The following is a 21,155-nucleotide window of genomic DNA, read 5'->3' as shown; positions in this document are numbered from 1 at the left end:
ACAACTTGCCTAAACAAGTTGTGATCCTGATAGCGCCCTTGCAACATTGAAAGCCCTTGACGAGAATTGAACTCGTGACCTCTCCCTTACCAAGGGAGTGCTCTACCGCTGAGCTACAAGGGCATGTGGAAGGTGGGCCGGGTTGGATTTGAACCAACGTAGGCGAAGCCAGCGGATTTACAGTCCGCCCCCATTAACCACTCGGGCACCGACCCGCACCACACCCTTAGAACCTACCAGCCAGCCTGACGCCCCCAGTCACCGGTTGCCAGCCAATCCACCGGAGCCCGATACGATCGAGGATCTTCCGATGGTGGCGTTGCCGGTGAGACTCTTGGTGCTCCACGGCCCTAACCTCAATTTGCTGGGCAGCCGTGAGCCGGGGCTGTACGGCAGCTGCAGCCTTGAGCAGATCAATGCCTCCCTGCACGAGCAGGCCGCCCGCTTGGGGGTGGAGCTCCTGAGTTTTCAGAGCAACCACGAGGGAGCCCTGGTGGATCGGATCCAGGCAGCCCGTGGAGATACCGACGGAATCCTGATCAATGCTGCGGCTTACACGCATACATCGATCGCCTTGCGGGATGCCTTGCTGGCTGTGGACCTTCCTTTTGTGGAGCTGCATTTGAGCAACACCCACTCCCGCGAACTCTTCCGCCACCACTCCTACCTGGCCGATCGAGCCGTTGGAGTGATCTGCGGCTTTGGTTCCACGAGCTATCGCCTCGCCCTCGACGGGCTGGTGGATCACCTGCGCTTGTCCCGACCATGAGCACCTCCGCCATGGCGGCAGCTGACACCACCCGTGTGAAGTGGTTGGTTTCTGCCAGCAGCGGCACCTGGCTCCAGCAGGCGCTCGCCTACCCAGATCTGCTGCTGATCGATCATGCCCACTGCGAGCGCAAGGCAGCCGGAGCGGCCCTGCAGTTGATGTTCCGTTACCCCTCCGACATTGAGCTGGCGGCCGTGCTCAGCCCCCTGGCCCAGGAGGAGTTGCAGCACTTCGACAGGGTCTTGGCCCTGCTTGAGCGTCGCGGCCTCACATTGAAGACATTGCCTGCTCCTCCCTATGGCGCCGCTCTCGCCCGGGAAATTCGCCGGCAGGAACCAGACAGGATGCTCGATAGCTTCCTGGTGGCTGGCCTGATCGAAGCCCGCAGCCACGAGCGCATGGCCCTGCTCGCCAGTCATGCCCCAGATCCGGAGCTCCGTGAGCTCTATGGCGATTTACTGGCCAGCGAAGCAAAGCACTTCGGCCTCTACTGGATACTGAGCGAACGGCGGTTCGGGAGAGCGTTAACGGTCGCTCGCTTGGAGCAGTTAGCGGAGCAGGAAACACGCATTCTCAGTGGAGCCCTTGAGTGCAGCCATGCTTTTCGATTCCACTCAGTGGGCATTGAAAGGCAAGCCGTCTGTGCAGTAAAACCAATCGCTTGACAATGATAGGGAAGTATCCCAAGATAATTTTTGGTATTGGAGTAATTCCTATGCATACTCTTCAGCTAGATCTGTCCAAACTTCACGGCTTCAGGCTCCTATCATGCCTCCCGATCTCCCTGCCAGAGTCCGGCAGCCTTGAGAATTCTCCCCTTGCCATGAGCTCCAAAATCGGCAATAAAGTCGGCAGAAAAAATCCAGGTCCACCTGTTTCTCCACCTACTGACCCTAACTGAGTTCTAGCTGATAATTAATCAAGTGCTCAGCCAGTTTAAACTAATCTGTTGATATAGGTATTTGTACAGGAGGTTAAAGGCTTGGCTGGCATTCCTGGGCGATCCCAGTCAACTCTCTGTCTGAAGTCTGAATTTCTGCTCAAATTCGGGATTCTAGATAGCCTTTGCAATTGGTCTATTAGCGCCAAATCTTTCAAGGTGCCGATAGGCCATTTTTCATGACTTTACACTTTGCCCCTGATCATCAACGTGCACGGCAGCTTGATCGTGCGGTAAGGCGCAGTGTTGCCGACAGTCTTGTCTATTTAGCTGAGGTGAGTGCTGAATATCTGATGCTGGATTCAGCCCCCAGCGATAATCTGGTTCGTGGGCTTAGGCAAGGCGTTCGTTTTGGGCCTGCTCCCTTCGGCCTGTACGCCCAGTTCGTACACAAACTTGTTGATGGTGATCGTAAGGCTGCAACAGCACTCTGGAAGCGGCTGGGTGAATCACATGTTCCGATCGAGACCATGCAGGTCATTGGATTGGATGATCCCGCGTTGGCTCCCGACATCAGCATCTATACCGCCTTGATGGGTGAGGGGGATGAGGATGCGCTTCTGATACTGCCTCCCCAGCCGGAACGTGTACCGAGCTTTCTTAACGACCTCGACGCTGCACTCAAGCTCCTCAATCGCATTTGCCCTGATTTGGCGGGGGAGATTGATGCACTTGTGACCCAGTTGGTGATGGTGAGCGGAACCAAAGGTGGCGCAACGACGTTCGATGGTGGCTCCTGTTACATGCTGTGGGGGGGGTTGTTCATCAACATCGATCGCCCTCGATCCATCCTTGAACTACTGGAAGTCTTGGTTCACGAGGCTGCGCACATGCTGTTGTACGGCTTCACAATAGAAGAGCCTTTGGTGACGAACCCGGACGAAGATCTCTATCCTTCGCCTCTTCGGATTGATTCTCGACCGATGGATGGCATCTTCCATGCCACTTGGGTTTCAGCTCGGATGTATTGGGCCATGGAAACTCTTCTGGCTTCGGGTGTTCTCGATGCTGCCAGTCGCGCGGAGGCACTCAAGGCCCAAGTCGAAGACCGACGGAATTTCGATGCCGGCATGGAGGTGGTCCAAAAGCATGGACAGTTGACGATGACTGGTCGTGCTCTGATGGAGAGTGCCGATCAGGCCATTCGCTGCTCAGGCAAGTTCGCCAGCGGTGATTGATTTCAGCTCCGGTTGCAACCAGCTCAGCAACTTTGCCCATGCGCGTTCGTCAGGTTTAGGCTGCCAGTCCTCCATGATCTGGCAATGATCCGAGCGGTCGAACGGTAAGCCTGTGGAGAGCAGGTCTGTATCCGAAACCACAACGATCAGAGCACTAACCTCCCGGCTGCACATCAAGGCATGGCAGCGGTCGAACAATCCACGCGCCGTCAGGAGAAGTTCACGGCCTGAGCAATCCACACTGCGCTCATGATCGGTTACCCAGCAAGGGCGACCAGAGGCGTTGAAGTGTTGTTGTTTAATCATAGAAAGGTTCCATGCTTCCTTCTTGCCAATAAAAACCTCAATCGGGATTCGTCCATCTGCTGGACAATGGCTGTCAAAGATTTTTTCCAGAAGCTGTGGCCTTTCAGGAGCTAGAGGAGAATGGTTGACCTCATTAATCGCTGCGCCGTTGCGATGCCAGGATTCAGCAATGTCCGTGGAAATGAGATCAATTCCTGCGTTACTGAGATCGAAAAGACTTGCAGCTTGAATGGCCAAGGAAACGTTATCTGGATGAATGGTTCCATCGACTTCCTCCACCACGCCTCCCCAAGCGGGTGCATTGAAGGGTCTCAAGGGGGCCCACTTTCCCTTGGCGGGAACTGAAGCAAGGCTGAGATCATGGGCTTCGAGACACCGGACGGCGAGATCATCGCAAGCAAATGGCTTTAAGCGCTTCCAGGGCGGTAGGGCATCCAGTTCCGCATTGGCCTTGTCGATCAGGTCCTGCACGCTGAGGATTCCATCTCCTTGAACGGACTTGGGTCGTCGCCGCCAGGCGCTGATCAATTGGCCATCACAGACATGCAGGCGATGGCAGACGCCGGAGATCTGACGTTCCAACAACAGGTGAGCAGAGAACCGCCGGGCCTCTTGCCAGGCACTGTTGAGTTGCTCAGGATCTCGGATATCGATCGTCACCCCTTCGCCACGATCGCAATCGGCTGGTTTCAGCACCACTGGCCACCCGAGCTCCTTGGCGGCAACGGCCGCAGCTGCTTCCGAATCAATGATGTACTGGTCAGGCACGGGAAGTCCTGCTATAAGCAGGACTTCCCGTGCCACAGCCTTGTTGTGACTGAGAATTCCACCAACCATTGAATCTTTGTCGATCCCTCCTCCGCGCATTCTTCGGCGCTGGGATCCCCATCCTAAGGAGTAGACACCCAATCCAAGATGTCGAAAGGGAACCCGTCGACGATAGGCAAAAGAAAGAAGGAAGTAAGTTGATTTGCCGCGTGGAATAAACGATCTCATCTGCTCAACATGATCACGTTGCACCCTTTCCTGGAGCTTGGTGATCTCACTTCTGGTGGGCTCAAGGTAGGCAATTCCATGGAGCAGATTGGCTGCGCGAAGGTAGCACTCACCATGGATCTTCTTAGGCAAATGGTCAAGGGTGGCAGTGGTGGCGCTGATCTTCCAAAACTCTTGTTGAGCAGGGTCTTTTTGGACTTGGTGAAGGATTCCTGGGTGAAATACGGGGATCTCCAGCATCTGAAGAAGCGCTTGGCCGAGTTCAAGAATGTGCCAAGCTGCCTGTTCAAGGTGAGCATTCGCTTCAGATCTATTGAAGTTGGGTGTGGTTGTCAGAATTGAAGAGTGAACATCAAAACCTTCTCGTAGCCATCGTTCAAGAAGCGCCAGTGTTCTGCCCGGAGCGTCGAGCAGCGGCTTCGGTGCTCTCCAAAGCAGTCGAATAGACGTACTGGGTTGATCAAGTCCATCCAAGTGGCCATGCAGCCTGACCGGCGGGGCCAATTGAGACGGCGACTCTGCCATGCTTGTTCGATCCACTCCTAGGTTGTAGTTATTCTAATTCCTTAGCGGTCCTAAGAAACCGTTGGACTGGCGGGTCTGGTTGCTTGGTTGCCAGATTCTTAGTCATGTCTGACTTCACGACATCCCGATTCGTGAGAGCGGGCGAGATTAGCCCGGAATCGTTGCGTCAATTCTTGTCTTTTCGCTAACAACATTCATTTCAGTCATTGCGAGATCTAGGGACTAGTGATTGAAATTGTCGTGTTTGTATCCGCCATACGGAAGAGTCCCTACCATCCAAAGATGCTCTGGATGTTCGGCGATTGAGCAACCAATTGCAACGGTCGCCCGCCGACAGTCAATTGCATGGGTCAGCAGGATTAGGAAGCGCTTGTCTTCATGCCGGAACATTGGGTTTGCTTAATCGAGCACTTTTGATTGGGGCTCGGAGCAGTCGAGAATCATTCTGGCCCTGGCGTGATCTCAGGCGAGCAGCGGAAAGCGCTCGGCGATCGGGTCGCCGGTGAAGTTGGCCACCCAGCCGGCGGGGTTGTTGAAGAAACGCAGGGCGGTGAAACGGGGGGCACTGCCCATGTCAAACCAGTGGCGGCTGCCGGCCGGCACGCGGATCAGGTCGTTGCGCTCGCACAGCACCAGCAGCACGTCTTCCGCCAGGTGCAGGCAGAACAGCCCCTGGCCCTCCACGAAAAAGCGCACCTCGTCTTCGCTATGGGTGTGCTCGGCGAGGAACTTCTGGCGCAGGGCCGCGCGCTCCGGGTGGTCGGGGACCAGGCGGATCGCGTCCACCGTGGGGTAGTCGCCCTGGGCCTGCAGCGCGGCGACCTCCGTGGCATAGGCCGCCAGGATCGCTGTGGCATCGGCATCGGCCGCCAGCTCGAGTCTGGCCAGCCAGCGCTCAAAGCCGATGCCGCGGGCTGCCAGTTCAGCGGCGATCACGGCCCCGTCGTCGCTCTCCAGTTGGGCGGGGCCGGCGTTTTGGCTGGCGCCATGGCCAGCGCTGGCGGCGTAGATCTGCAAACGGCTCAAGGGTCAGCGGGCTGGTGGAACCCGGGACGGCGGGACAATCTGCAAGTTTAGAAATCGAAGAGAACAAGGCGTTGAGCGAAGCCTTCGAGCGCAGCGGATTGGCCCCTGAGTCGCCACTGGATCCGTCGCTGGATCTGCCACTGGATCCACAGCCGGGCCTGGTGCTGGTGGGGGTGGGTCCCGGTGATCCCGACCTGCTCACCGTGGCGGCGGTGCGGGCGATCCGGGCTGCGGAGGTGGTGGCCTATCCGGTGGGGCGGCAGGGCGGTGCCGGCATGGCCGCGGCGATCGCGGCGCCCTGGCTGACGCAGCAGCAGGAGCTGTTGCCATTGCTGTTCCCGATGGTGACTGCAGACGAGCCGCGCCGTCTGGCCTGGCAAGCGGCGGCCGATCGGCTGGCGGCGGCGGTGGCGGCCGGCCGGCGGGTGGTGTTGCTCTGCGAGGGGGATGTGTCGCTGTTTGCCAGCGCCTCCTATGCCCTGCTGGCCCTGGCGGAGCGCCACCCCAACTGTCCGCTGCGGCTGATTCCGGGGATCACCGCGCTGGCGGCGGCGGCGGCGGCGGCCCATTGGCCCCTGGCGCTGCAGCAGCAGGGCCTGCTGGTGCGAACCACACCGGATCAGCCCGAGGCCTTAGAAGCCCTGCTCGATCAGCTGCAGGAGCTACCGCCGGAGCAGCGCGCCAATCTGGTGCTGCTCAAGCTCGGCCGGCGCTGGTCCTGGGTGAGGCCGCTGCTGGCCCGCCGCCAGCTGCTGGCGGGCTGCCAGCTGGCCCAGCGCCTGGGCTGGCCCGATGAGCTGTTGGCAGCGGCCGAGCAGGTGCCGGCCGCCGAGCAGCCCTACTTCTCCCTGCTGCTGATCCGCCTGGGCTGGCCAGAGGTGCTCCCCTGATGGCACGCCAGATGCTTTGCTCTCCCCATCGCCAGCCGCCGCCATGACCCCGATCGAGTGGTTCTCCCTGCTCCATCCGGTGCTGATGATCCTGTTTGTCTATCCCGTTGTGGGGGCCACGATCCGGCTGGGAATCCTGGCGCGGGAGCGGCGGCTTGAGATCAACCCTCTGCCCGCCAGCGTCGGGGTGGAGCATGCCGACCACGGCCGCTGGGTTGGCTCCGGCGCGGTGGTGGCCGTGCTGATCGCCCTGATTCATTCGTTTCTCAGCGGCACCTCCCTCAGCAGTGCCGCCAGCTTTCCCCGTTTGGCGCTGTTGCTGCTGGTCTGTGCCGGCACCTTCGCGAGTCTGCTGGCGCTCTGGCGGGTGCGGCTGGCGGCGCTGCGGGCCAGCTTCGCTTTGCTCACCTGGGCCGGCCTGCTGGCGCTGGGCAGCCAGCCCGAGGTCTGGCGCCAGAGCGATAACCCGTTCAGCGGGGCTTTCTGGAGTTCCCACTACTGGAGTGGCCTGTTGCTGATGGGTCTGTTGCTGTTTTCGATGGCGGCGGGTCCGGAGATCATCGCCTCGCTGCGCTTCCGGCGCCTGCATGTGAGCGCCAACCTGCTGGTGGCCGTGCTTCTGGCGGTGCAGGCGATCACCGGCAGCCGCGATTTGCTGGGCCTGCCCTTGAGCCGGCAGGGATCGGATCAGGCACAACTCAGTGCAGCCCCATCCCTTTCCAGACCCGCCTCGCTCTTTGAGGCTCCTGCTCCGTTCTCCGCCTCCCTGAGCAGGGCCAGCGCCTCGGCCAGGTTCGGCGCCCCCATCAGCTGACGGCGCAGCTGCGCCGCGCCAGCAAAGCCCTGGCAGGTCCAGCCGAGATGTTTGCGGGCGATCAGCAGGCCCTTGTCGCCCCTGGCCTCCACCAGGGCCGTGAGCTGCTCGGCCGCCAGCTGCAGTCGCTGCGTGGCCGTGGGGATCGGCGGCACCGGCCGGCCGCGTAGGGCCGCATCGATCCGCCCTACCAGCCAGGGGGCACCGAGGCTGCCCCGGCCCACCATCACCCCATCGGCGCCGGTGATCGCCAGGCAGGCGAGCGCCCGCTCCGGACTGGTCACATCGCCGTTGGCGATCACCGGAATGCGCAGGGCCCGCTTCACCGCGGCGATCGCGCCCCAGTCGGCCTCGCCGCTTAAGCCCTGCTCCCGGGTGCGGCCGTGCAGGGTCAGGGCCTGGGCACCAGCGTTCTCCAGGGCCAGGGCAAAGCCCAGCGGATCGGCGCTGCTGCCGCACCAGCCCAGCCGCGTTTTGACCGTGACCGGAATCCGCACCGCCCCGCTCACCGCCGCCACGATCCGCTGGGCCAGCTCCGGATCGCGCAGCAGGCCACTGCCGCCGCCCTTGCGGGCGATCTTGCGCACCGGGCAGCCCATGTTGATGTCGATCAGGAAGGCACCGGCGGCTTCGGCCCGCCGCGCCGCTTCGGCCATCGCCGCCGGACGGTGATCAAAGATTTGCACCGCGATCGGGCCGGTTTCGCCAGCTAAGTCCTCGAATTTCTCGCCGCCATGGCCGCGCTCCAGGCTGGTGGCGTGAACCATCTCGGTGAACAGCAGGGCCTCCGGCGCCCAACGCCGTACCAGGGAGCGGAAGATCCTGTCGCTCACACCCGCCAGCGGCGACTGAAACACGCGGCAATCGAGCTGGCGGGCTACGCCCCGGCCCGGCCAGCGCAGTGGAGGGGTCAGCATGGCTTCAGCAGCGGCAGGCCTCGATGCATCCCGATACCTTCCCGCTCAGCGCCGACCTGCTGCGGCGGATCCTCGACGACGAGTTCAGCGATCGCTTCGTCTGTGAATTGGTCTGGCAACGGCTGGGCTACCGGCCCGAGTCGGCCGGCCAGCCCTGGAGTGCCGGTCCCCAGACACCACAGGAGTGGGCCGAGGCCTATCCGCTGGCCCCGGAGCTGATCGCCGAGCGTCCCGCCAGCGTCAGGCTCACCCGCTCGATCGCGGCGCCCTACAAGCAATTGCTCAAGGAGCAGCTGGGATTCGCTGGCTACCGGATCGGTGAGCTCCATCCCCGCCGCACCCGCCGGGCCACGGCGGTGAACTGGTTGCTGGCCTGGCTGGCTGGCTGCGGCGAGCCGCTGCCGCAGAACGGGGCGCTTCCGCAGCAGCCCGGCGCTCTGTAGTGTCAAGAGTAGCCACGGTTTGGTTGAGATAAGTATTTTTGGCGCTTCCAGTCGTCGCCATTATCGGCCGCCCCAATGTGGGCAAGTCCACCTTCGTCAACAGGCTCTGCCGCAGCCGCGAAGCCATCGTTCATGACCAGCCCGGGGTCACCCGGGACCGCACCTACCAAGAAGGCTTCTGGGGAGATCGCACCTTCCGGGTGGTCGATACCGGCGGTCTGGTCTTTGACGACGACAGCGAATTTCTGCCGGAAATCCGCCAGCAAGCCAACCTGGCCATGGCCGAAGCGGCCGTCGCCGTGGTGGTGGTCGATGGTCAGCAGGGGCTCACTGCCGCCGATCAGTCCATCGCTGAATGGTTGCGCGGCCAGAAGGTGCCCGTGCTGCTGGCAGTCAACAAGTGTGAGTCGCCCGACCAGGGTCTGGCCATGGCCGCTGACTTCTGGGGGCTCGGCCTGGGCGAACCCCACCCCGTCTCGGCGATTCACGGGGCCGGCACCGGCGATCTGCTCGATAAGCTGATTGGCTTCCTGCCCCCCCACGACGAGCTCGAAGGCGAGGAGCCGATCCAATTGGCGATCATCGGCCGCCCGAATGTGGGCAAGTCGAGCTTGCTCAATGCGATCTGCGGCGAGCCCAGGGCGATCGTCAGCCCGATCCGTGGCACCACCCGCGACACGATCGACACGACGATCGAGCGCGAAGGCAAAACCTGGAAACTGCTTGACACCGCCGGCATTCGCCGTCGCCGCAGTGTCAGCTACGGCCCCGAATACTTCGGCATCACCCGCAGCTTCAAGGCGGTGGAACGCAGCGATGTCTGTGTGCTGGTGATCGACGCCCTCGACGGCGTCACCGAGCAGGATCAGCGCGTTGCCGGGCGCATCGAGGAAGACGGCCGCGCCTGCGTGGTGGTGGTCAACAAGTGGGACGCCATCGAAAAAGACAGCCACACCATGCCGGCGATGGAGAAGGAGCTGCGCGCCAAGCTCTATTTCCTCGATTGGGCGCCGATGCTGTTCACCTCCGCCCTCAGCGGCCAGCGGGTGGAGAGCATCTTTGCCTTGGCCCTGCTGGCGGTGGAGCAGCACCGGCGTCGGGTCACCACCTCGGTGGTGAACGAAGTGCTGCAGGAGGCGCTGAGCTGGCGCTCGCCCCCCACCAGCCGCGGCGGGCGCCAGGGACGCCTCTACTACGGCACCCAGGTGGCCACCCGGCCCCCCAGCTTCACGCTGTTCGTGAATGATCCGAAGCTGTTCGGTGAAACCTACCGGCGTTATGTGGAACGCCAGATCCGCGAAGGCCTGGGCTTCGATGGCTCGCCGATCAAGTTGTTCTGGCGTGGCAAGCAGGAACGGGATGCGGAGAAGGAGCTCAACCGCCAGCAGGCCCGCGCCACCGCCCACGCCGATTCCCGTTCCGATTCCCGTTCCGTGGCCCGCTCCAGGGGCGATTCCAAGACTGGTGCAACCGCTGATCTGGATGATTTAACGGCCGACTCCGCCGACGCCCCGCTGTCTTGATGGCTTTGGGTTGATGGCGCAGACGTGAGAGTTTTTCGCTGATGGACTGGCTTCGGCAGCTTCCGATTGGCCAATTCGTCGATGGCTCATCGAGTTGGCTGCGCCGCCTCGATCCCCGCCTCAAGCTCGGCTGGACCCTGGCCTTCCTGGTCACGCCGATTCTGGCTGGACCCCTCTGGCGGATCGCCCTGGTGGGCTTGCTGCTGCTGATCACCGCGCTCAGCGGTCTGTCCTGGCGGCTGTGGCGCCGGAACCTTCCTGCTCTGCTCGCCCTCAGCCTGCTGGTGGGGCTGCTCTCTGCCCTGCTGCCCACCAGGGCGGTGCCAGCGGCACCGATCAGCCGATCGCCGCAGGAGCTGACGCTGGCCCCCAGTGCTGCCGGCCAGCCCGCAACCCAGCGCCTGGGAGAACCCTGGGAACTGCTGCGCTGGGGGCCCGTGCAACTCGGCCCGCTGCCGCTCGGGCCCTTGGTGGTCAACCGCCGCTCAGCCGAACTGGGCCTCAACAGCGCCACCCTGCTGTTCACCTTGATCCACAGCGCCAACCTGCTGCTGCTGAGCACCCCTCCCGAGGAGCTGGTCTGGGCCCTGACCTGGGCGATCAGCCCCTTGCGCCTGCTGGGCCTGCCGGTGGATCGGCTTGGTTTCACCCTGCTGCTGGCGCTGCGCTTTCTGCCCCTGGTGCAGGAAGAATTCCAGAACCTGTTGCGCTCGCTGGCCACCCGGGCCGTGAACCTGCGCAGCCTTGGCCTGAAGGGGGCGCTTGGAATCGTTCTGGCGGTGGGAGAACGCTTGTTGGCCAACCTGTTGCTGCGGGCCGAGCAGGGCGCCGAAGCCCTGATGGCCAGGGGCGGCCAGTGGTTGCCACCCCGGCAACTGCGGCTGGTGGTCCGGGCGGCTCACCCACTCAATTGGATCGCCGCAACCGCCCTGATCGCCTTGCTCGGACTGCGCTGGCAGTACGGTGCGCTGTGATTGGTAGCCGCTAGAACCATCAGTGAGCGCAGACGCGAGTACGGAGCGGTATCTGAATCACCCCACCTTCGGTCTGCTCTATCGGGTGTCCCCGGCCGGAGAAGGGCGTGACCTGTTCGCCACCCTCTACGCCCAGAGGATGTTTTTTCTGGTCACCCTGCAGTCGCGCAGTGCCCAGTTCGAGGTGATTCCCTTGATGGATGCCCGTCACTACGCCGAGCAGAACCTGGCGCGGGCCCGCCGCGATGGCAGCGCCCACCTCCCCCGCTGGCGCCAGCTGTTCGACCAGACCTTCATCTAGGCGTGGATGCCGCTGAGGGCCTCGAGCAGCGCTTCCAGCGCCTGACCGCTGCATTGCCGCCGGGCAGTCGGCTGCTGGCGGTGAGCAAGGGGCAGCCGGCCGAGCGGATCCGCCGTCTGGTGGGGTGTGGCCAGCGCTCCTTTGGCGAGAGCCGCCTGCAGGAGGCCGTGGCGAAGCAGCTCGAACTGGCCGATCTCGAACCGCTCGACTGGCATTTCATCGGTCGCCTTCAGGCCAACAAGGCCAGGGCGGTGCTGCGTCATTTCGGCACGATCCATTCCGTCGACAGCGCCGCCCTGGCCGAGCGCCTGCAGCGCATCGCCAGCGAGGAGGGCCTCAGCCCCAGGCTGTTTCTGCAGGTGAAGTTGCGGCCTGACCCCGGCAAGACCGGCTTTGAGGCGGCCGAACTCGAGCGGCTCTGGCCTGAACTCCGGGCCCTCGATCCGCTGCGGCTGGTGGGATTGATGACGATTGCGCCGATGGGGCTGGAGCCGGCTGAGCGCCTGGCGCTGTTCCGCGACTGCGCGGCCCTGGCGGCACGCCTGGGACTGCCGGAGCTCTCGATGGGCATGAGCGGTGACTGGCCTGAAGCGGTGGCTGCCGGAAGCCACTGGCTGCGAATTGGCTCGGCGCTGTTCGGTCCACGCCCGATCTGAGCGGCCAGGTCTGAGCGGTCTGATCTGAGCGGCCCGATCCAGGCCAATCGCTGTTTCGGAACGGGATTGTTCGATGTGTGACCAGTTGCCACCGCTGGCGTGGGACGCTATTGAGGTACAGACCAACACGAAGGAACTCAAGGTGTCGTTGTTCTCACGCCTGCGTGCGGTTGTCTCGGGTGACGACTATCTCGATGGCGACTACGACGACGAACTCGACTACGACGCCGGTGAGGCCACAGCCACCGCCAGCACCCCCCGCGGCAGCGCCGCTGGCCAGAGCAGCAGCGGCAGCGCCCTGAGCCTCAGCTCAGATTTTTCGATGGACGATCCATTCGCCGGTGGGAAGGTGATCGGCATGCCCGGTCTTTCGCCGACGGCCGCGGAAGTCACCCTGATGGAGCCCCGCAGCTTCGATGAGATGCCGCGGGCGATTCAGGCCCTGCGTGACCGCAAGACCGTGATCATCAACCTCACGATGATGGAGCCCGATCAGGCCCAGCGCGCCGTCGATTTCGTGGCTGGCGGCACCTACGCCATCGATGGCCACCAGGAACGGGTCGGCGAAAGCATTTTCCTGTTTGCCCCCAGCTGTGTCACCGTCACCACGGCCTCCGGCGAAGAGCCCTCCTCGCCCACCATCGTGACCTCCAAGGATCTCGGCGCCGATTCGGTGGCCGCCCCCAGCCCTGCCTGGGGCCGAACCGATCTCGGTGCCGGCCTGGGCTGATCCCGGTGTGATCCGTCCTGATGTGACTGGTCTTGGTGTGATTGGTCTGGGCCGCATGGCCCGGGCGCTGCTGGTTCCGCTGCTTGAGCAAGGCGCCGTGGCTGCGGGGCGGGTCCAGGCCGTGGTGGCCAGCGAGGCCAGTGCCGGGCGCCTGCGGGCGGAGCTGGGGGTGGCTGTCGGCACCGATCCAGCCGCTGCCTGGGCAGAAGCGGTGGTGCTGCTGGCTGTCAAACCCCAGCAATTACGCCGGGTTGCCGCCGCTGCCCCGTCTTTCGCGGCGGGTCAAGCCCCGCTGCTGATTTCGGTTCTCGCCGGGGTGACCCTGCGGCAGCTGGAGCAGGCCTTTCCCCACTGCCAGGTGGTTCGGGCCGTGCCCAACACGCCCTGCCTGGTGCGCGCCGGCATTACCGGCCTGGCCTGGGGTGCGGCGGTGCAGACGGAGCAGTGTGATCAGGTGCGGTCTTGGTTTGCGTCGGTCGGCCAGGTGTTCGAGCTGCCGGAGAGCCAGCTCGATGGCTTCCTCGCCCTGGCCTCCTCCGGGCCGGCGCTGGCGGCGGTGGTGATCGAAGCGCTGGCGGATGGCGGCGTGGCCGCCGGCCTGCCGCGCGCCCTGTCTTTGCAGCTCGCCGGCGGGATGATGGCCGGCTCGGTGCAGCTGCTGCAACAGCAGCAGCTGCACCCCGGCCAGCTCAAGGACATGGTGGCCAGCCCAGCTGGCACCACGATCGCGGCCCTCAGGCGCCTGGAGCAGGGCGGTGTGCGTTCCGCCTTGATCGAGGCGGTGCTGGCGGCCGCCGAACGCAGCCGGGCCCTGGCCGAAGGCTGAGTTGTCTGGCTGGATCAGTTGGCGCCGGATTTGCTGCCCAGCTTCGGTTCGGTGCCGGCGATCAGGCGCCCGAGGTTGGCGCGGTGTCGCCACACCACCAACACGGTGGTGAGCACGGCCAGGGCCAGATAGGCCGGCCGCAGGCCGGTTCCGGCGGTCATGAAGCTGCCCTGCATCAACAGCGGCAGGCTCAGGGCGGCCACCACGCTCGAGAGCGAGACGATCCGGCTGACCGTCAGGGTGGCCAGAAACAGGCCGAAGCAGGCCAGACCCACGGCCGGCACCAGGCCGAGCAGCATGCCCAGGCCGGTGGCCACGGCCTTGCCGCCCTTGCACCCCAGCCAGATCGGCCAGATGTGGCCGGCCAGGGCGGCCAGGCCAGCGGCGACCACCCACCAGTCGCTGCTGTCGCTGATCAGGAGCGGCTGGAGCAGGGCCTTGGCGAGCAACACCGCGGCGCTGCCCTTGAGCACATCGAGCAGGAACACCACCAGGGCCGGGCCCTTGCCCATCTGCCGCAGCACGTTGGTGGCGCCTGTGGAGCCCGAACCCAGTTCGCGCAGGTCGATTCCCCCCCACCAGCGGCCCGCCAGCCAGCCGAATGGGATCGAGCCGAGTAGGTATCCCGTCAGCATCACCACAAGGGGCAGAAGCGCGTTCATGGGCGGGTCCGGGGTTGCGGGCGGGCTGGTGGCGCGGGTCTCAGAGCTGGTCCTCCTCGAGGGCCAATTCGTTGGCGGTGGCGGCGAAAGCGAGCCAGAGCGGGAACTGCAGGATCGGGATGTCGACCACCTGCTCGGAGGCATCGATCACGATGAACGGCAACTCCCCCCGTTCTTCGAGCCGATCAGCCCGCTCGATCAGGGCATCGGGCCGCTCGAACAGCACGATGCCGCTGTTGGGGCCGAAGTCTTCCCGACCCAGGCCCAGGCAGTCCTGCAGGCCGCGGCGCCACTCACCGAGGCGTTCGGGCTGGCCGGCCAGTACCAGGGTCTGAAAACGCTCCCCGTAGAGCTCGCCGAGGATGGCAACGGCGGCCGCCACCACCAGGGCGTTGCGGTTGCGGCTGCCGCTGCTGGCCTGGGCGCCGCGGCCGCCCTGCTGCAGGAACCAGTCTTCAAGCAGGGCCGTGGCGGAGGGCTCGATGCTGCGGCGCAGCTTCCAGGGATCGGCGTAGAAGTCTGGTTGGCCTTGAAAGCGCCGCAGCTGGTCGCTGATCAGGGCCTCGTCCTGGCTGAACAGACCCACCCCAGGGCTCACCGCCGCAGCGGCTTCGGGCGCTGCCGCCGGTGCGGCCATTTGATCGAGGGGAGAGGGTTGCAGCTGCAGCGGCGGCACCGCCAGATCAATCTGCTCTGCCTGGCTGGCCAGATCCTGCAGGGCAACCACCAGATAGTCCTGAAAGCCCTTCAGGCGCCTGGCAATGGCATCGGACTGTCCAGCGACCGTGCCCAGCAGGTCCTTGGCCAGCAGATCGCGGCGGGCCTCAAGCCCTTCGATCTCCGCCAGCAGCGCCTGGCGTCGCCCGCTCAGCTCGGTCAGGGCCAGGTCCTGCCAGGGGGAGCCGGATTGAGCCGGCGCTTCGCTGAGCGCTTCGTTCGGCACTTCGGCTGCCGGATCAGGGGAGGTGGACGGATCGGTCATTTCGGGGCGCTGATGTGCAGGTTGAGCTGCTCGCGCAGGGCGGTGGCATCAAACAACACCGGCAGCAGGTGGATGCTGCGCTGTTCACGGAAATAAAACAGCACCGGTAGCGGCGACCACCACACGGCCCAGCCCAGCCATTCGTCGTAGGGGAAGCGGCGCAACAGGGTCTGACGCCGCCAGACCAGCAGGGCATCGGGGCTGAACTGCAGCCGCAGCAGGGCGGTCTGCAGCAGCAGCAGCAGGCCGAACAGCACGAGCGCACCGGCCAACCAGAGCGCCCCGCTCCAGCGCGGCAGCAACAGCAGGCTGGCCAGGCCGAGCAGCACCAACCCCAGCGGAACCCAGGGACGGGGCGTGAGGATCACCCCTGGGGTGTCAGCGGGCGTGGGGCTGGGGGCCGAGCTGTCGGTGGAACTGTCGGCCGAGCTGTCGCTGGAGCTGGAGGGAGTGGTCATGGCCTGGAATCATGGCCTCCATGCTGGGCTACCGGCCGCTCAGTCGCCGAACAGCACTTTGGTGAGCAGCACGTCCATCAGGCTGACGGTGACCAGAATCATCACCACGGCGCCGGTGGTGCTGGTGCCCACCTCCTTCGGGCCGCCCTTGGTGGTGAGGCCCCAACCACAGGCAATCACAGCGATCTGCAGGCCGAACACCACCGCTTTGACCAGCATCGAGGGCAGGTCACTGGGCTGCATCCAGGTGCGCACCGAGTTCCAGAACACGTTCGGCGGGATCGAGAACAGGAAGGTGCTGCTCAGCTGCCCCGACCACACCCCGACCGCAAAAAAGAGCATGCATTGCACCGGCGCCATGATCACCAGGGCCAGCACCCGCGGCACCACCAGATAGGACACCGGATCGGTGCGCAGCATCGTGATGGCATCGATCTGCTCGGTCACCTTCATGGTTCCGAGCTGGGCCGCATAGGCGGTGGCCACCTTGCCGGTGAGCAAGGTGGCGGTGAGCAGGGGCGCAATCTCCCTGGCCAGACCGAGCGAGAGGATCCCGCCCACGGCCATCCCGGCCCCTTGTTTCGTCAGTTCAGCTGCCACCTGGATGTTGAACACGGTGCCGGCAGCCAGGGCGGTGATCGCCACGATCAGGAAACTGCCAGGACCGGCCTCAAGCATCTGCTCAGAGAGGTCGTTGAAATTGATCTGGCCGCGGGCGATCGCCGAGAGCGTCTGGCCGCCGATCAGGCAGCTGGTGCCGAGCCGGCTGACCCACCGGGGAGTTCTCATCGGGTTGTCCTCATCGTGGTGCCCGCTGCAGATGCAGCCCTCGCTCCGGCCAGCGGCGCATCACCAGCAGCCCCAACACCACCAGGGTGGCGGGGATCAGGCCCATGCACAACCGGATCGTCAGCAGGGCGCTCTCGGGCTGGAGGCCTTGCAGACCTGCTTCATAGCCGCTGAAGCTGAGCACGTTGCCCAAAGCGAACACGGCCAGGCCGATGCCCAGTTTCTGGGTGATCACCATCCAGGCCGTGTAGAGGCCCGCCGGTTTGTCGGGGTCGGCATCGATCGCGTCGGGAAGCAGCGACCAGGGGATCAGGAAGGCGGTGGAGCCCCCCAGTCCCACCAGCACGATCGTGAGCACCAGCAGACCGAGGCTGACCATGTTGCTGAGCGAACCGAGCGGACCGATGCTGGCCTCCAGTGGAACCAGCACCATCGAGAGGGCGCAGCCGGCGATCCAGAGGCCGGCGCCCCAGCGCAGCGCATGCACCCGCCCGCGCCTGTAGGACACACGGCTCCAGACCTGCAGCCCGACCAAGGCGCTGAGCTGGAAGGGAATCAGGATCCAGACGCTCCAGCTCTTGGGCAGTCGCATCACCGCCTCGAAAAAGATCAGCGACACGGGTTGCATCAGCTGCAGGCCGCACCAGAGCAGCAGGTAGAGGCCCAGGACCCGCAGGAAACGACCATTGGCGCCAATGCGTCGCAACTGGCGTCCAATCGGCTCGGGATCGCCGGTGGGCCGCTGGCAATGGCCCGTGAACGGCGACAGACCCCAAGCGCAGCCCAGGGTTCCCAGAATGATCAGCAGGCCGGAGGCGAGCCCCATGCTGAGGTAGCCCGATGGTCCGCCGCGGACCAGCAGGGCGCCGAGCACTAGGCCGCTGAGTCCGGCAAGGATCGAGCCGGTGAAGCGCGCCGTGTTCAGCCGGGTGCGCAGGCTGGTGTCGACGGTGAGCTCGCTGGCGAGGGCGGAATAGGGCAGGTTCACGCAGGTGAACAGTCCCTGGGAGAGCAGGGCGATCACCACGAAGTAGGCGAACTTCTGCCAGAGGCTGCCCGGCGGCACCCACCAGTTGGCGGCCATCGCCAGCCCCATCGGCACGGCACTCCAGGCAATCCAGGGCAGCCGCGGACCCCAGCGGCTCTTGGTGTGGTCGCTGAGCCAGCCCACGAAGGGATCGTTGATGCCGTCCCAGACCTTGATCACCATCAGCACCAGCCCGGCCATCCAGGCCGGCAGACCGGCGACTCCGGTGTAAAACACAAAGAGATAGAAGCCCAGCTGGGTGGCGGCCATGCCGGTACCGGTGTCACCCAGCCCGTAGGCCCAGAGCAGGCGGCGCTGCTCGGCCCTGGACGCATCGGCCGCATCGGCAATGGCCGGGGTTCCAGCAGAGGGCACCGGCGCTGGGATGGGGCTCAAGCTGGGGCACTCCGACGCAGGCCATAATGCTGCAGTGATCGGGGTGTGGCGCGGGTGAGGCGTTAACGATCACAGCATCAGATCATCTGTGCTGCTGCGGGCGTAGTTTAGTGGTAAAACCTCAGCCTTCCAAGCTGATGATGCGGGTTCGATTCCCGCCGCCCGCTTACTTTCCCAAATCAGGGTTTTCGGCCAGGGCCGTCATGTCTGAGGACCATCCCGAGGCCCTGCGGGAATAGCGGACCTCGACCGCATGGATTCGGGAGCAGTTTCAGGAGACGCTGGCCAAACGGCTGATCGAATCGCGGATTCCCACCAGCAGGCTGCTGGGCTATCGGGCCATGGGATAGTCCCTGATTTCAGCTCACTAGCCCATGCCGAGCTCCTTGACCGGCCTCAGCCCGAGGGCAGCCGCAGCTTGCAGCATCCGCCCATCAAAGCTGGCCAGCTGGGTGCAGCGGCTGTGCAGTGCCACCGCCAGATGCAGCGCATCACCGGCCCGCAGCGCGAGAGCAGGATCTTGAAGCAGCTCGGCTGCCTGACGAAAGCGGTCGCGAGCAAGCGAGCGCAGTTCAACTCCGCCCTGCAGCAGGCGCTCGAACTGGTCCCCGGCGGCCTGGCGGGCCTGGGGGCTGAGGCCGTGATGGCGCTGCTTGATCCCAAGGGCGCTGTGGGTCTCGGTGATCAGCCAGTCGCTGCTGATCAAGGGTTCGCGGCACTGCGCCAACCAGTCGAGCGCGTGCGGGCTGCGCTCCTCCGAGGTCAGCAGAGCCACCACCACGCTGGTGTCGAGGTAGATCATCGAGCGGACGGTCTCACCAGCGCTCATTGGCGCGGCATTCTTCAACCACAGAGGGAGTGAGGGGCATGGTGGCCTGGAGCTCGCGAAGAACAGCGGCAAGAGCCGAGCGATCCAGCTGGCGCAGGGGTTCGAGACTCAGCCGGCCGTCAGGGCCAACGACGATCTCGATCTGATCGCCTTCCCGCAGGCCGGCCTGACGCAGGCAGTCAGCGGGGAGCCGAACGGCCAGGCTGTTTCCCCAGCGGCGGATCGCCTGCTGGAAGTGCCTACCTGTATCAACGGGATGGTTCTGGGCCATGGACTCTGTCACGGGACCGCCTTGGATCTTGCCAGCAGTGTCGATACACGACTCTACGTCCATACAAGCCAGTGATGGTGGCCTCCTTGCTCTCAAGGTGCCACTGCAGCGGACACCGGCCCTGAGTGCAACACCGGCGGTGCTGGCGACCTCGTTGTGGCCAGAGGCCTCGCGGCGCATGGACCACCTCCAGGCCCCCAGACGGCTTTCAGGAGCGAAGCATCTCACCAAGTAACTCACAAAATGGCTTTTTTGTTGTTGATTTTTTGTTGTTGATATGTCAGGCACAACAAGGAGACTGGGCGATTGGTGGCTCAGCCTTCCAAGCTGATGATGCGGATTCGATTCCCGCCGTCCGCTTACTTTCCCAAATCAGGGTTTTTCTCAATCAGCATTTTTGGGTCACCATTGCTGCTGGCTTAATTGATGATTGTTGCTGGCTTAATTGGTGAAATTCTCAAGGGTGTCGAGGCCCTTCTGGAATAGTTTTTCGGATTGATCGATGATCCGCCGCTGGCCGCTGCGATACTCGCAGGAGCGGGTCACGAAGGTGATGCTGCGGGTGTTGGGGTGATAGCCCACGGAGCGCAGTTTGCAGAAAAATCGCCCTGACTTGCCAGGTTCTTTGCGCAGCACCTCGCCTGCCAGGCAGCTGTAGCCACCGTTGCCCTCCTTGGCGCAGAGGGAGAGGTTGCGAAAGACCAGATCATTACCCTGCAACTTCTGCCAGTTGTTGGCATAGCCGGCAAACGACACAGGGTCAAAGCTGAATGGGCCGGCATGTGCTGCTGGGAGGGCCACAGCGAACGCAAGCAGCGGCAGCATCAGCTTTGCCGTTGATCTTGCCGTTGATCTTGCCGTTGATCTTGCGTTTGATCGCAGGCGTAGGAAACGGCAGTTGACAGGGAACAAAGTTATCTCCGTGATGAAAAAAGACAGGCTTGATCGAAAGGGCTTCGTCGAAAGGACTTCATCGAGAGGAGCCGTGGTGCTGATGATCCCGCGAAATTCCTTGATTGCTCAGCTGTCTGCTTCATTTTACAGAATAATTTCAAGGAGCTTCCCCCGCCGGCAGCACCTGGTGATAACCGCCGGCTGTGCACACCTGCAGGGGCGTGGCGAACAGGGCGCTGAGGGGGCCGTCCTGCAGCAGCTCGCTGACGGGGCCATCCTCCTGCACGGCCCCTTGCCGCAACAGCACGCAGCGACTGATTTCCGGGATGATTGCATCGAATTGGTGGGTCACCAGCAGCAGGGTTGTGCCGGACTGGGCCAGGCCGCGCAGGATCGTCAGCAGCTGGAAGCGGGCCTGGATATCGAGGCCATTGGTGGGCTCATCGAGCACCAGCACCTCTGGATCGTGCACCAGGGCCCGGGCCAGCAGCAGCCGTCGCCGTTGGCCGTCCGAGAGCTGGCGGTAGGGGCGTTCGGCCAGATCCGCCAGCCCGAGTTGGTCCATCAGCTCACCCACCCTCAGCCTGTGGGCGGCTGTGGGCTGCTGGCTCGGGCCGATGCCCACCGAGCCGAAGAAGCCGGAGAGCACCACATCGCGGGCCAGCACGCCGCCTCGATAGTTGGCCTGCAGATCCTGGGAGACGAGCCCGATCCGGGCCCGCAGATCCCAGAGATTCGCCGTCTGGTGGCCGAAGAGGCGCAGCCAGGATCCCGGCTTGACCACCGGGTAGATTTCGCGGCACAGCAGCTTGATCAGGGCACTCTTGCCTGACCCGTTCGGCCCGAGGATCACGGTGTGTTCACCCTGGTGTAGCCGCAGGCTGAGGTTGGTGAAGACCGGGCGGGGGCCCAGGTAGGCCTCCACGGCCTGGAGGTCGAGATAGGGGACGGTGGTGGTCAAGGCGGGAAGGGGCGCGGCCAGGGGGGTGTTGGCGGATCCGAGCGGATGAAGCCGGTTGGGCCGGTGAGCGTG

At 64.0% G+C, this 21,155-nt stretch carries 22 protein-coding genes, 4 tRNA genes and 2 pseudogenes; 14 read left to right on the top strand and 14 right to left on the bottom strand.

The genetic code is table 11. The features are described from left to right. Positions 1 to 51: 51 nt before the first annotated feature. Together ACXMDM_RS00705 and ACXMDM_RS00700 are read right to left on the bottom strand one after the other, a co-directional pair. Positions 52 to 123 (bottom strand) — tRNA-Thr (locus tag ACXMDM_RS00705). Positions 124 to 133: 10 nt separating this feature from the next. After that, positions 134 to 215 (bottom strand) — tRNA-Tyr (locus ACXMDM_RS00700). A gap of 110 nt (positions 216 to 325) precedes the next feature. Between ACXMDM_RS00700 and aroQ the strand changes: the two genes are divergently transcribed. From aroQ to ACXMDM_RS00685, 3 genes are all read left to right on the top strand, one after another. Beyond that, positions 326 to 769 carry a type II 3-dehydroquinate dehydratase gene (aroQ, locus tag ACXMDM_RS00695; protein ID WP_259722748.1) on the top strand — a complete coding sequence of 148 codons (444 nt, stop codon included), beginning with the start codon at positions 326 to 328 and terminating at the stop codon, positions 767 to 769. Further along, complete coding sequence (locus ACXMDM_RS00690; RefSeq protein WP_259722739.1) at positions 766 to 1,434, top strand: MiaE family protein; 669 nt, start codon at positions 766 to 768, stop codon at positions 1,432 to 1,434. Before aroQ ends, ACXMDM_RS00690 begins: the two co-directional genes overlap by 4 nt. A gap of 454 nt (positions 1,435 to 1,888) precedes the next feature. Further along, positions 1,889 to 2,887, top strand: a complete 999-nt coding sequence (locus ACXMDM_RS00685; protein ID WP_259722738.1) for an aKG-HExxH-type peptide beta-hydroxylase — start codon at positions 1,889 to 1,891, stop codon at positions 2,885 to 2,887. Here ACXMDM_RS00685 and ACXMDM_RS00680 read toward each other — a convergent pair. After that, positions 2,861 to 4,714, bottom strand: a complete 1,854-nt coding sequence (locus tag ACXMDM_RS00680) for an ATP-binding protein (RefSeq protein ID WP_259722737.1) — start codon at positions 4,712 to 4,714, stop codon at positions 2,861 to 2,863. The genes ACXMDM_RS00685 and ACXMDM_RS00680 overlap by 27 nt on opposite strands. A 462-nt stretch (positions 4,715 to 5,176) precedes the next feature. Continuing rightward, positions 5,177 to 5,740 (bottom strand): 1,2-dihydroxy-3-keto-5-methylthiopentene dioxygenase, encoded by a 564-nt coding sequence (locus ACXMDM_RS00675; protein ID WP_499569888.1) that lies wholly within the window; start codon positions 5,738 to 5,740, stop codon positions 5,177 to 5,179. Positions 5,741 to 5,907: 167 nt separating this feature from the next. Between ACXMDM_RS00675 and ACXMDM_RS00670 the strand changes: the two genes are divergently transcribed. Both ACXMDM_RS00670 and ACXMDM_RS00665 read left to right on the top strand, forming a co-directional pair. After that, positions 5,908 to 6,630 (top strand): SAM-dependent methyltransferase, encoded by a 723-nt coding sequence (locus ACXMDM_RS00670; protein WP_259722746.1) that lies wholly within the window; start codon positions 5,908 to 5,910, stop codon positions 6,628 to 6,630. Positions 6,631 to 6,673: 43 nt separating this feature from the next. Continuing rightward, positions 6,674 to 7,228 (top strand): annotated as a pseudogene (locus ACXMDM_RS00665) (DUF4079 family protein); the annotation flags it as partial. An 89-nt stretch (positions 7,229 to 7,317) separates the two neighbouring features. Here ACXMDM_RS00665 and dusB read toward each other — a convergent pair. Beyond that, positions 7,318 to 8,361 (bottom strand): tRNA dihydrouridine synthase DusB, encoded by a 1,044-nt coding sequence (gene dusB / locus ACXMDM_RS00660; protein WP_259722736.1) that lies wholly within the window; start codon positions 8,359 to 8,361, stop codon positions 7,318 to 7,320. 23 nt (positions 8,362 to 8,384) lie between these two features. On the opposite strand from dusB, the gene ACXMDM_RS00655 reads away from it, so the two are divergent. From ACXMDM_RS00655 to proC, 7 genes and pseudogenes are all read left to right on the top strand, one after another. Further along, positions 8,385 to 8,804, top strand: coding sequence for a DUF1823 family protein (locus ACXMDM_RS00655; protein ID WP_071800162.1), 420 nt, complete (start codon positions 8,385 to 8,387; stop codon positions 8,802 to 8,804). A gap of 38 nt (positions 8,805 to 8,842) precedes the next feature. Further along, a pseudogene (gene der / locus ACXMDM_RS00650) lies at positions 8,843 to 10,198 on the top strand (ribosome biogenesis GTPase Der); the annotation flags it as partial. 170 nt (positions 10,199 to 10,368) lie between these two features. Continuing rightward, positions 10,369 to 11,301 (top strand): CbiQ family ECF transporter T component, encoded by a 933-nt coding sequence (locus tag ACXMDM_RS00645; protein ID WP_071800161.1) that lies wholly within the window; start codon positions 10,369 to 10,371, stop codon positions 11,299 to 11,301. 22 nt (positions 11,302 to 11,323) lie between these two features. Continuing rightward, positions 11,324 to 11,602 carry a PipX family protein gene (locus ACXMDM_RS00640; RefSeq protein ID WP_071800160.1) on the top strand — a complete coding sequence of 93 codons (279 nt, stop codon included), beginning with the start codon at positions 11,324 to 11,326 and terminating at the stop codon, positions 11,600 to 11,602. A 2-nt stretch (positions 11,603 to 11,604) separates the two neighbouring features. Further along, positions 11,605 to 12,258, top strand: coding sequence for a YggS family pyridoxal phosphate-dependent enzyme (locus tag ACXMDM_RS00635; protein ID WP_071800159.1), 654 nt, complete (start codon positions 11,605 to 11,607; stop codon positions 12,256 to 12,258). A gap of 142 nt (positions 12,259 to 12,400) precedes the next feature. Beyond that, on the top strand, positions 12,401 to 12,988 hold the full coding sequence (locus ACXMDM_RS00630; RefSeq protein WP_071801951.1) for a cell division protein SepF: 588 nt from the start codon (positions 12,401 to 12,403) through the stop codon (positions 12,986 to 12,988). A 55-nt stretch (positions 12,989 to 13,043) separates the two neighbouring features. Then, positions 13,044 to 13,814: a pyrroline-5-carboxylate reductase gene (gene proC, locus ACXMDM_RS00625; protein WP_083544614.1), complete on the top strand. Its 771-nt coding sequence runs from the start codon at positions 13,044 to 13,046 to the stop codon at positions 13,812 to 13,814. 14 nt (positions 13,815 to 13,828) lie between these two features. On the opposite strand, the gene plsY is transcribed toward proC, so the two are convergent. From plsY to ACXMDM_RS00600, 5 genes are read right to left on the bottom strand one after another with little or no spacing between them, the layout of a single operon-like run. Further along, entirely contained in the window at positions 13,829 to 14,476 is a 648-nt protein-coding gene (plsY, locus tag ACXMDM_RS00620) for a glycerol-3-phosphate 1-O-acyltransferase PlsY (protein ID WP_071800158.1), read from the bottom strand. A 40-nt stretch (positions 14,477 to 14,516) separates the two neighbouring features. After that, entirely contained in the window at positions 14,517 to 15,458 is a 942-nt protein-coding gene (locus ACXMDM_RS00615; RefSeq protein ID WP_071800157.1) for a DUF3086 domain-containing protein, read from the bottom strand. Next, positions 15,455 to 15,916: a DUF3119 family protein gene (locus ACXMDM_RS00610; protein WP_071800156.1), complete on the bottom strand. Its 462-nt coding sequence runs from the start codon at positions 15,914 to 15,916 to the stop codon at positions 15,455 to 15,457. Before ACXMDM_RS00610 ends, ACXMDM_RS00615 begins: the two co-directional genes overlap by 4 nt. A gap of 39 nt (positions 15,917 to 15,955) precedes the next feature. Next, positions 15,956 to 16,705, bottom strand: a complete 750-nt coding sequence (locus ACXMDM_RS00605) for an MlaE family ABC transporter permease (protein ID WP_071800155.1) — start codon at positions 16,703 to 16,705, stop codon at positions 15,956 to 15,958. Positions 16,706 to 16,715: 10 nt separating this feature from the next. Beyond that, on the bottom strand, positions 16,716 to 18,107 hold the full coding sequence (locus ACXMDM_RS00600; RefSeq protein WP_259723177.1) for an MFS transporter: 1,392 nt from the start codon (positions 18,105 to 18,107) through the stop codon (positions 16,716 to 16,718). Between the two features lie 117 nt (positions 18,108 to 18,224). Here ACXMDM_RS00600 and ACXMDM_RS00595 point away from each other — a divergent pair. Further along, positions 18,225 to 18,295 (top strand) — tRNA-Gly (locus tag ACXMDM_RS00595). A 200-nt stretch (positions 18,296 to 18,495) separates the two neighbouring features. Here the strand turns inward: ACXMDM_RS00595 and ACXMDM_RS00590 are convergent. Next, entirely contained in the window at positions 18,496 to 18,957 is a 462-nt protein-coding gene (locus ACXMDM_RS00590) for a type II toxin-antitoxin system VapC family toxin (protein WP_233831061.1), read from the bottom strand. Further along, entirely contained in the window at positions 18,944 to 19,240 is a 297-nt protein-coding gene (locus tag ACXMDM_RS00585) for an AbrB/MazE/SpoVT family DNA-binding domain-containing protein (protein WP_233831059.1), read from the bottom strand. The genes ACXMDM_RS00590 and ACXMDM_RS00585 overlap by 14 nt, the downstream gene beginning before the upstream one ends. A gap of 290 nt (positions 19,241 to 19,530) precedes the next feature. On the opposite strand from ACXMDM_RS00585, the gene ACXMDM_RS00580 reads away from it, so the two are divergent. After that, a tRNA-Ser gene (locus ACXMDM_RS00580) sits at positions 19,531 to 19,588 on the top strand. An 81-nt stretch (positions 19,589 to 19,669) separates the two neighbouring features. On the opposite strand, the gene ACXMDM_RS00575 is transcribed toward ACXMDM_RS00580, so the two are convergent. Beyond that, positions 19,670 to 20,053 carry a hypothetical protein gene (locus tag ACXMDM_RS00575; RefSeq protein WP_071800153.1) on the bottom strand — a complete coding sequence of 128 codons (384 nt, stop codon included), beginning with the start codon at positions 20,051 to 20,053 and terminating at the stop codon, positions 19,670 to 19,672. 226 nt (positions 20,054 to 20,279) lie between these two features. Continuing rightward, positions 20,280 to 21,083 (bottom strand): ABC transporter ATP-binding protein, encoded by an 804-nt coding sequence (locus ACXMDM_RS00570; RefSeq protein WP_071800152.1) that lies wholly within the window; start codon positions 21,081 to 21,083, stop codon positions 20,280 to 20,282. Between the last annotated feature and the right edge of the window lie 72 nt (positions 21,084 to 21,155).

The sequence above is a fragment of the Synechococcus sp. CS-603 genome, from assembly GCF_977929215.1.
The sequence above is the reverse complement of the archived record's forward strand: the minus strand, read 5'-3'. Positions and strand labels throughout refer to the sequence as shown.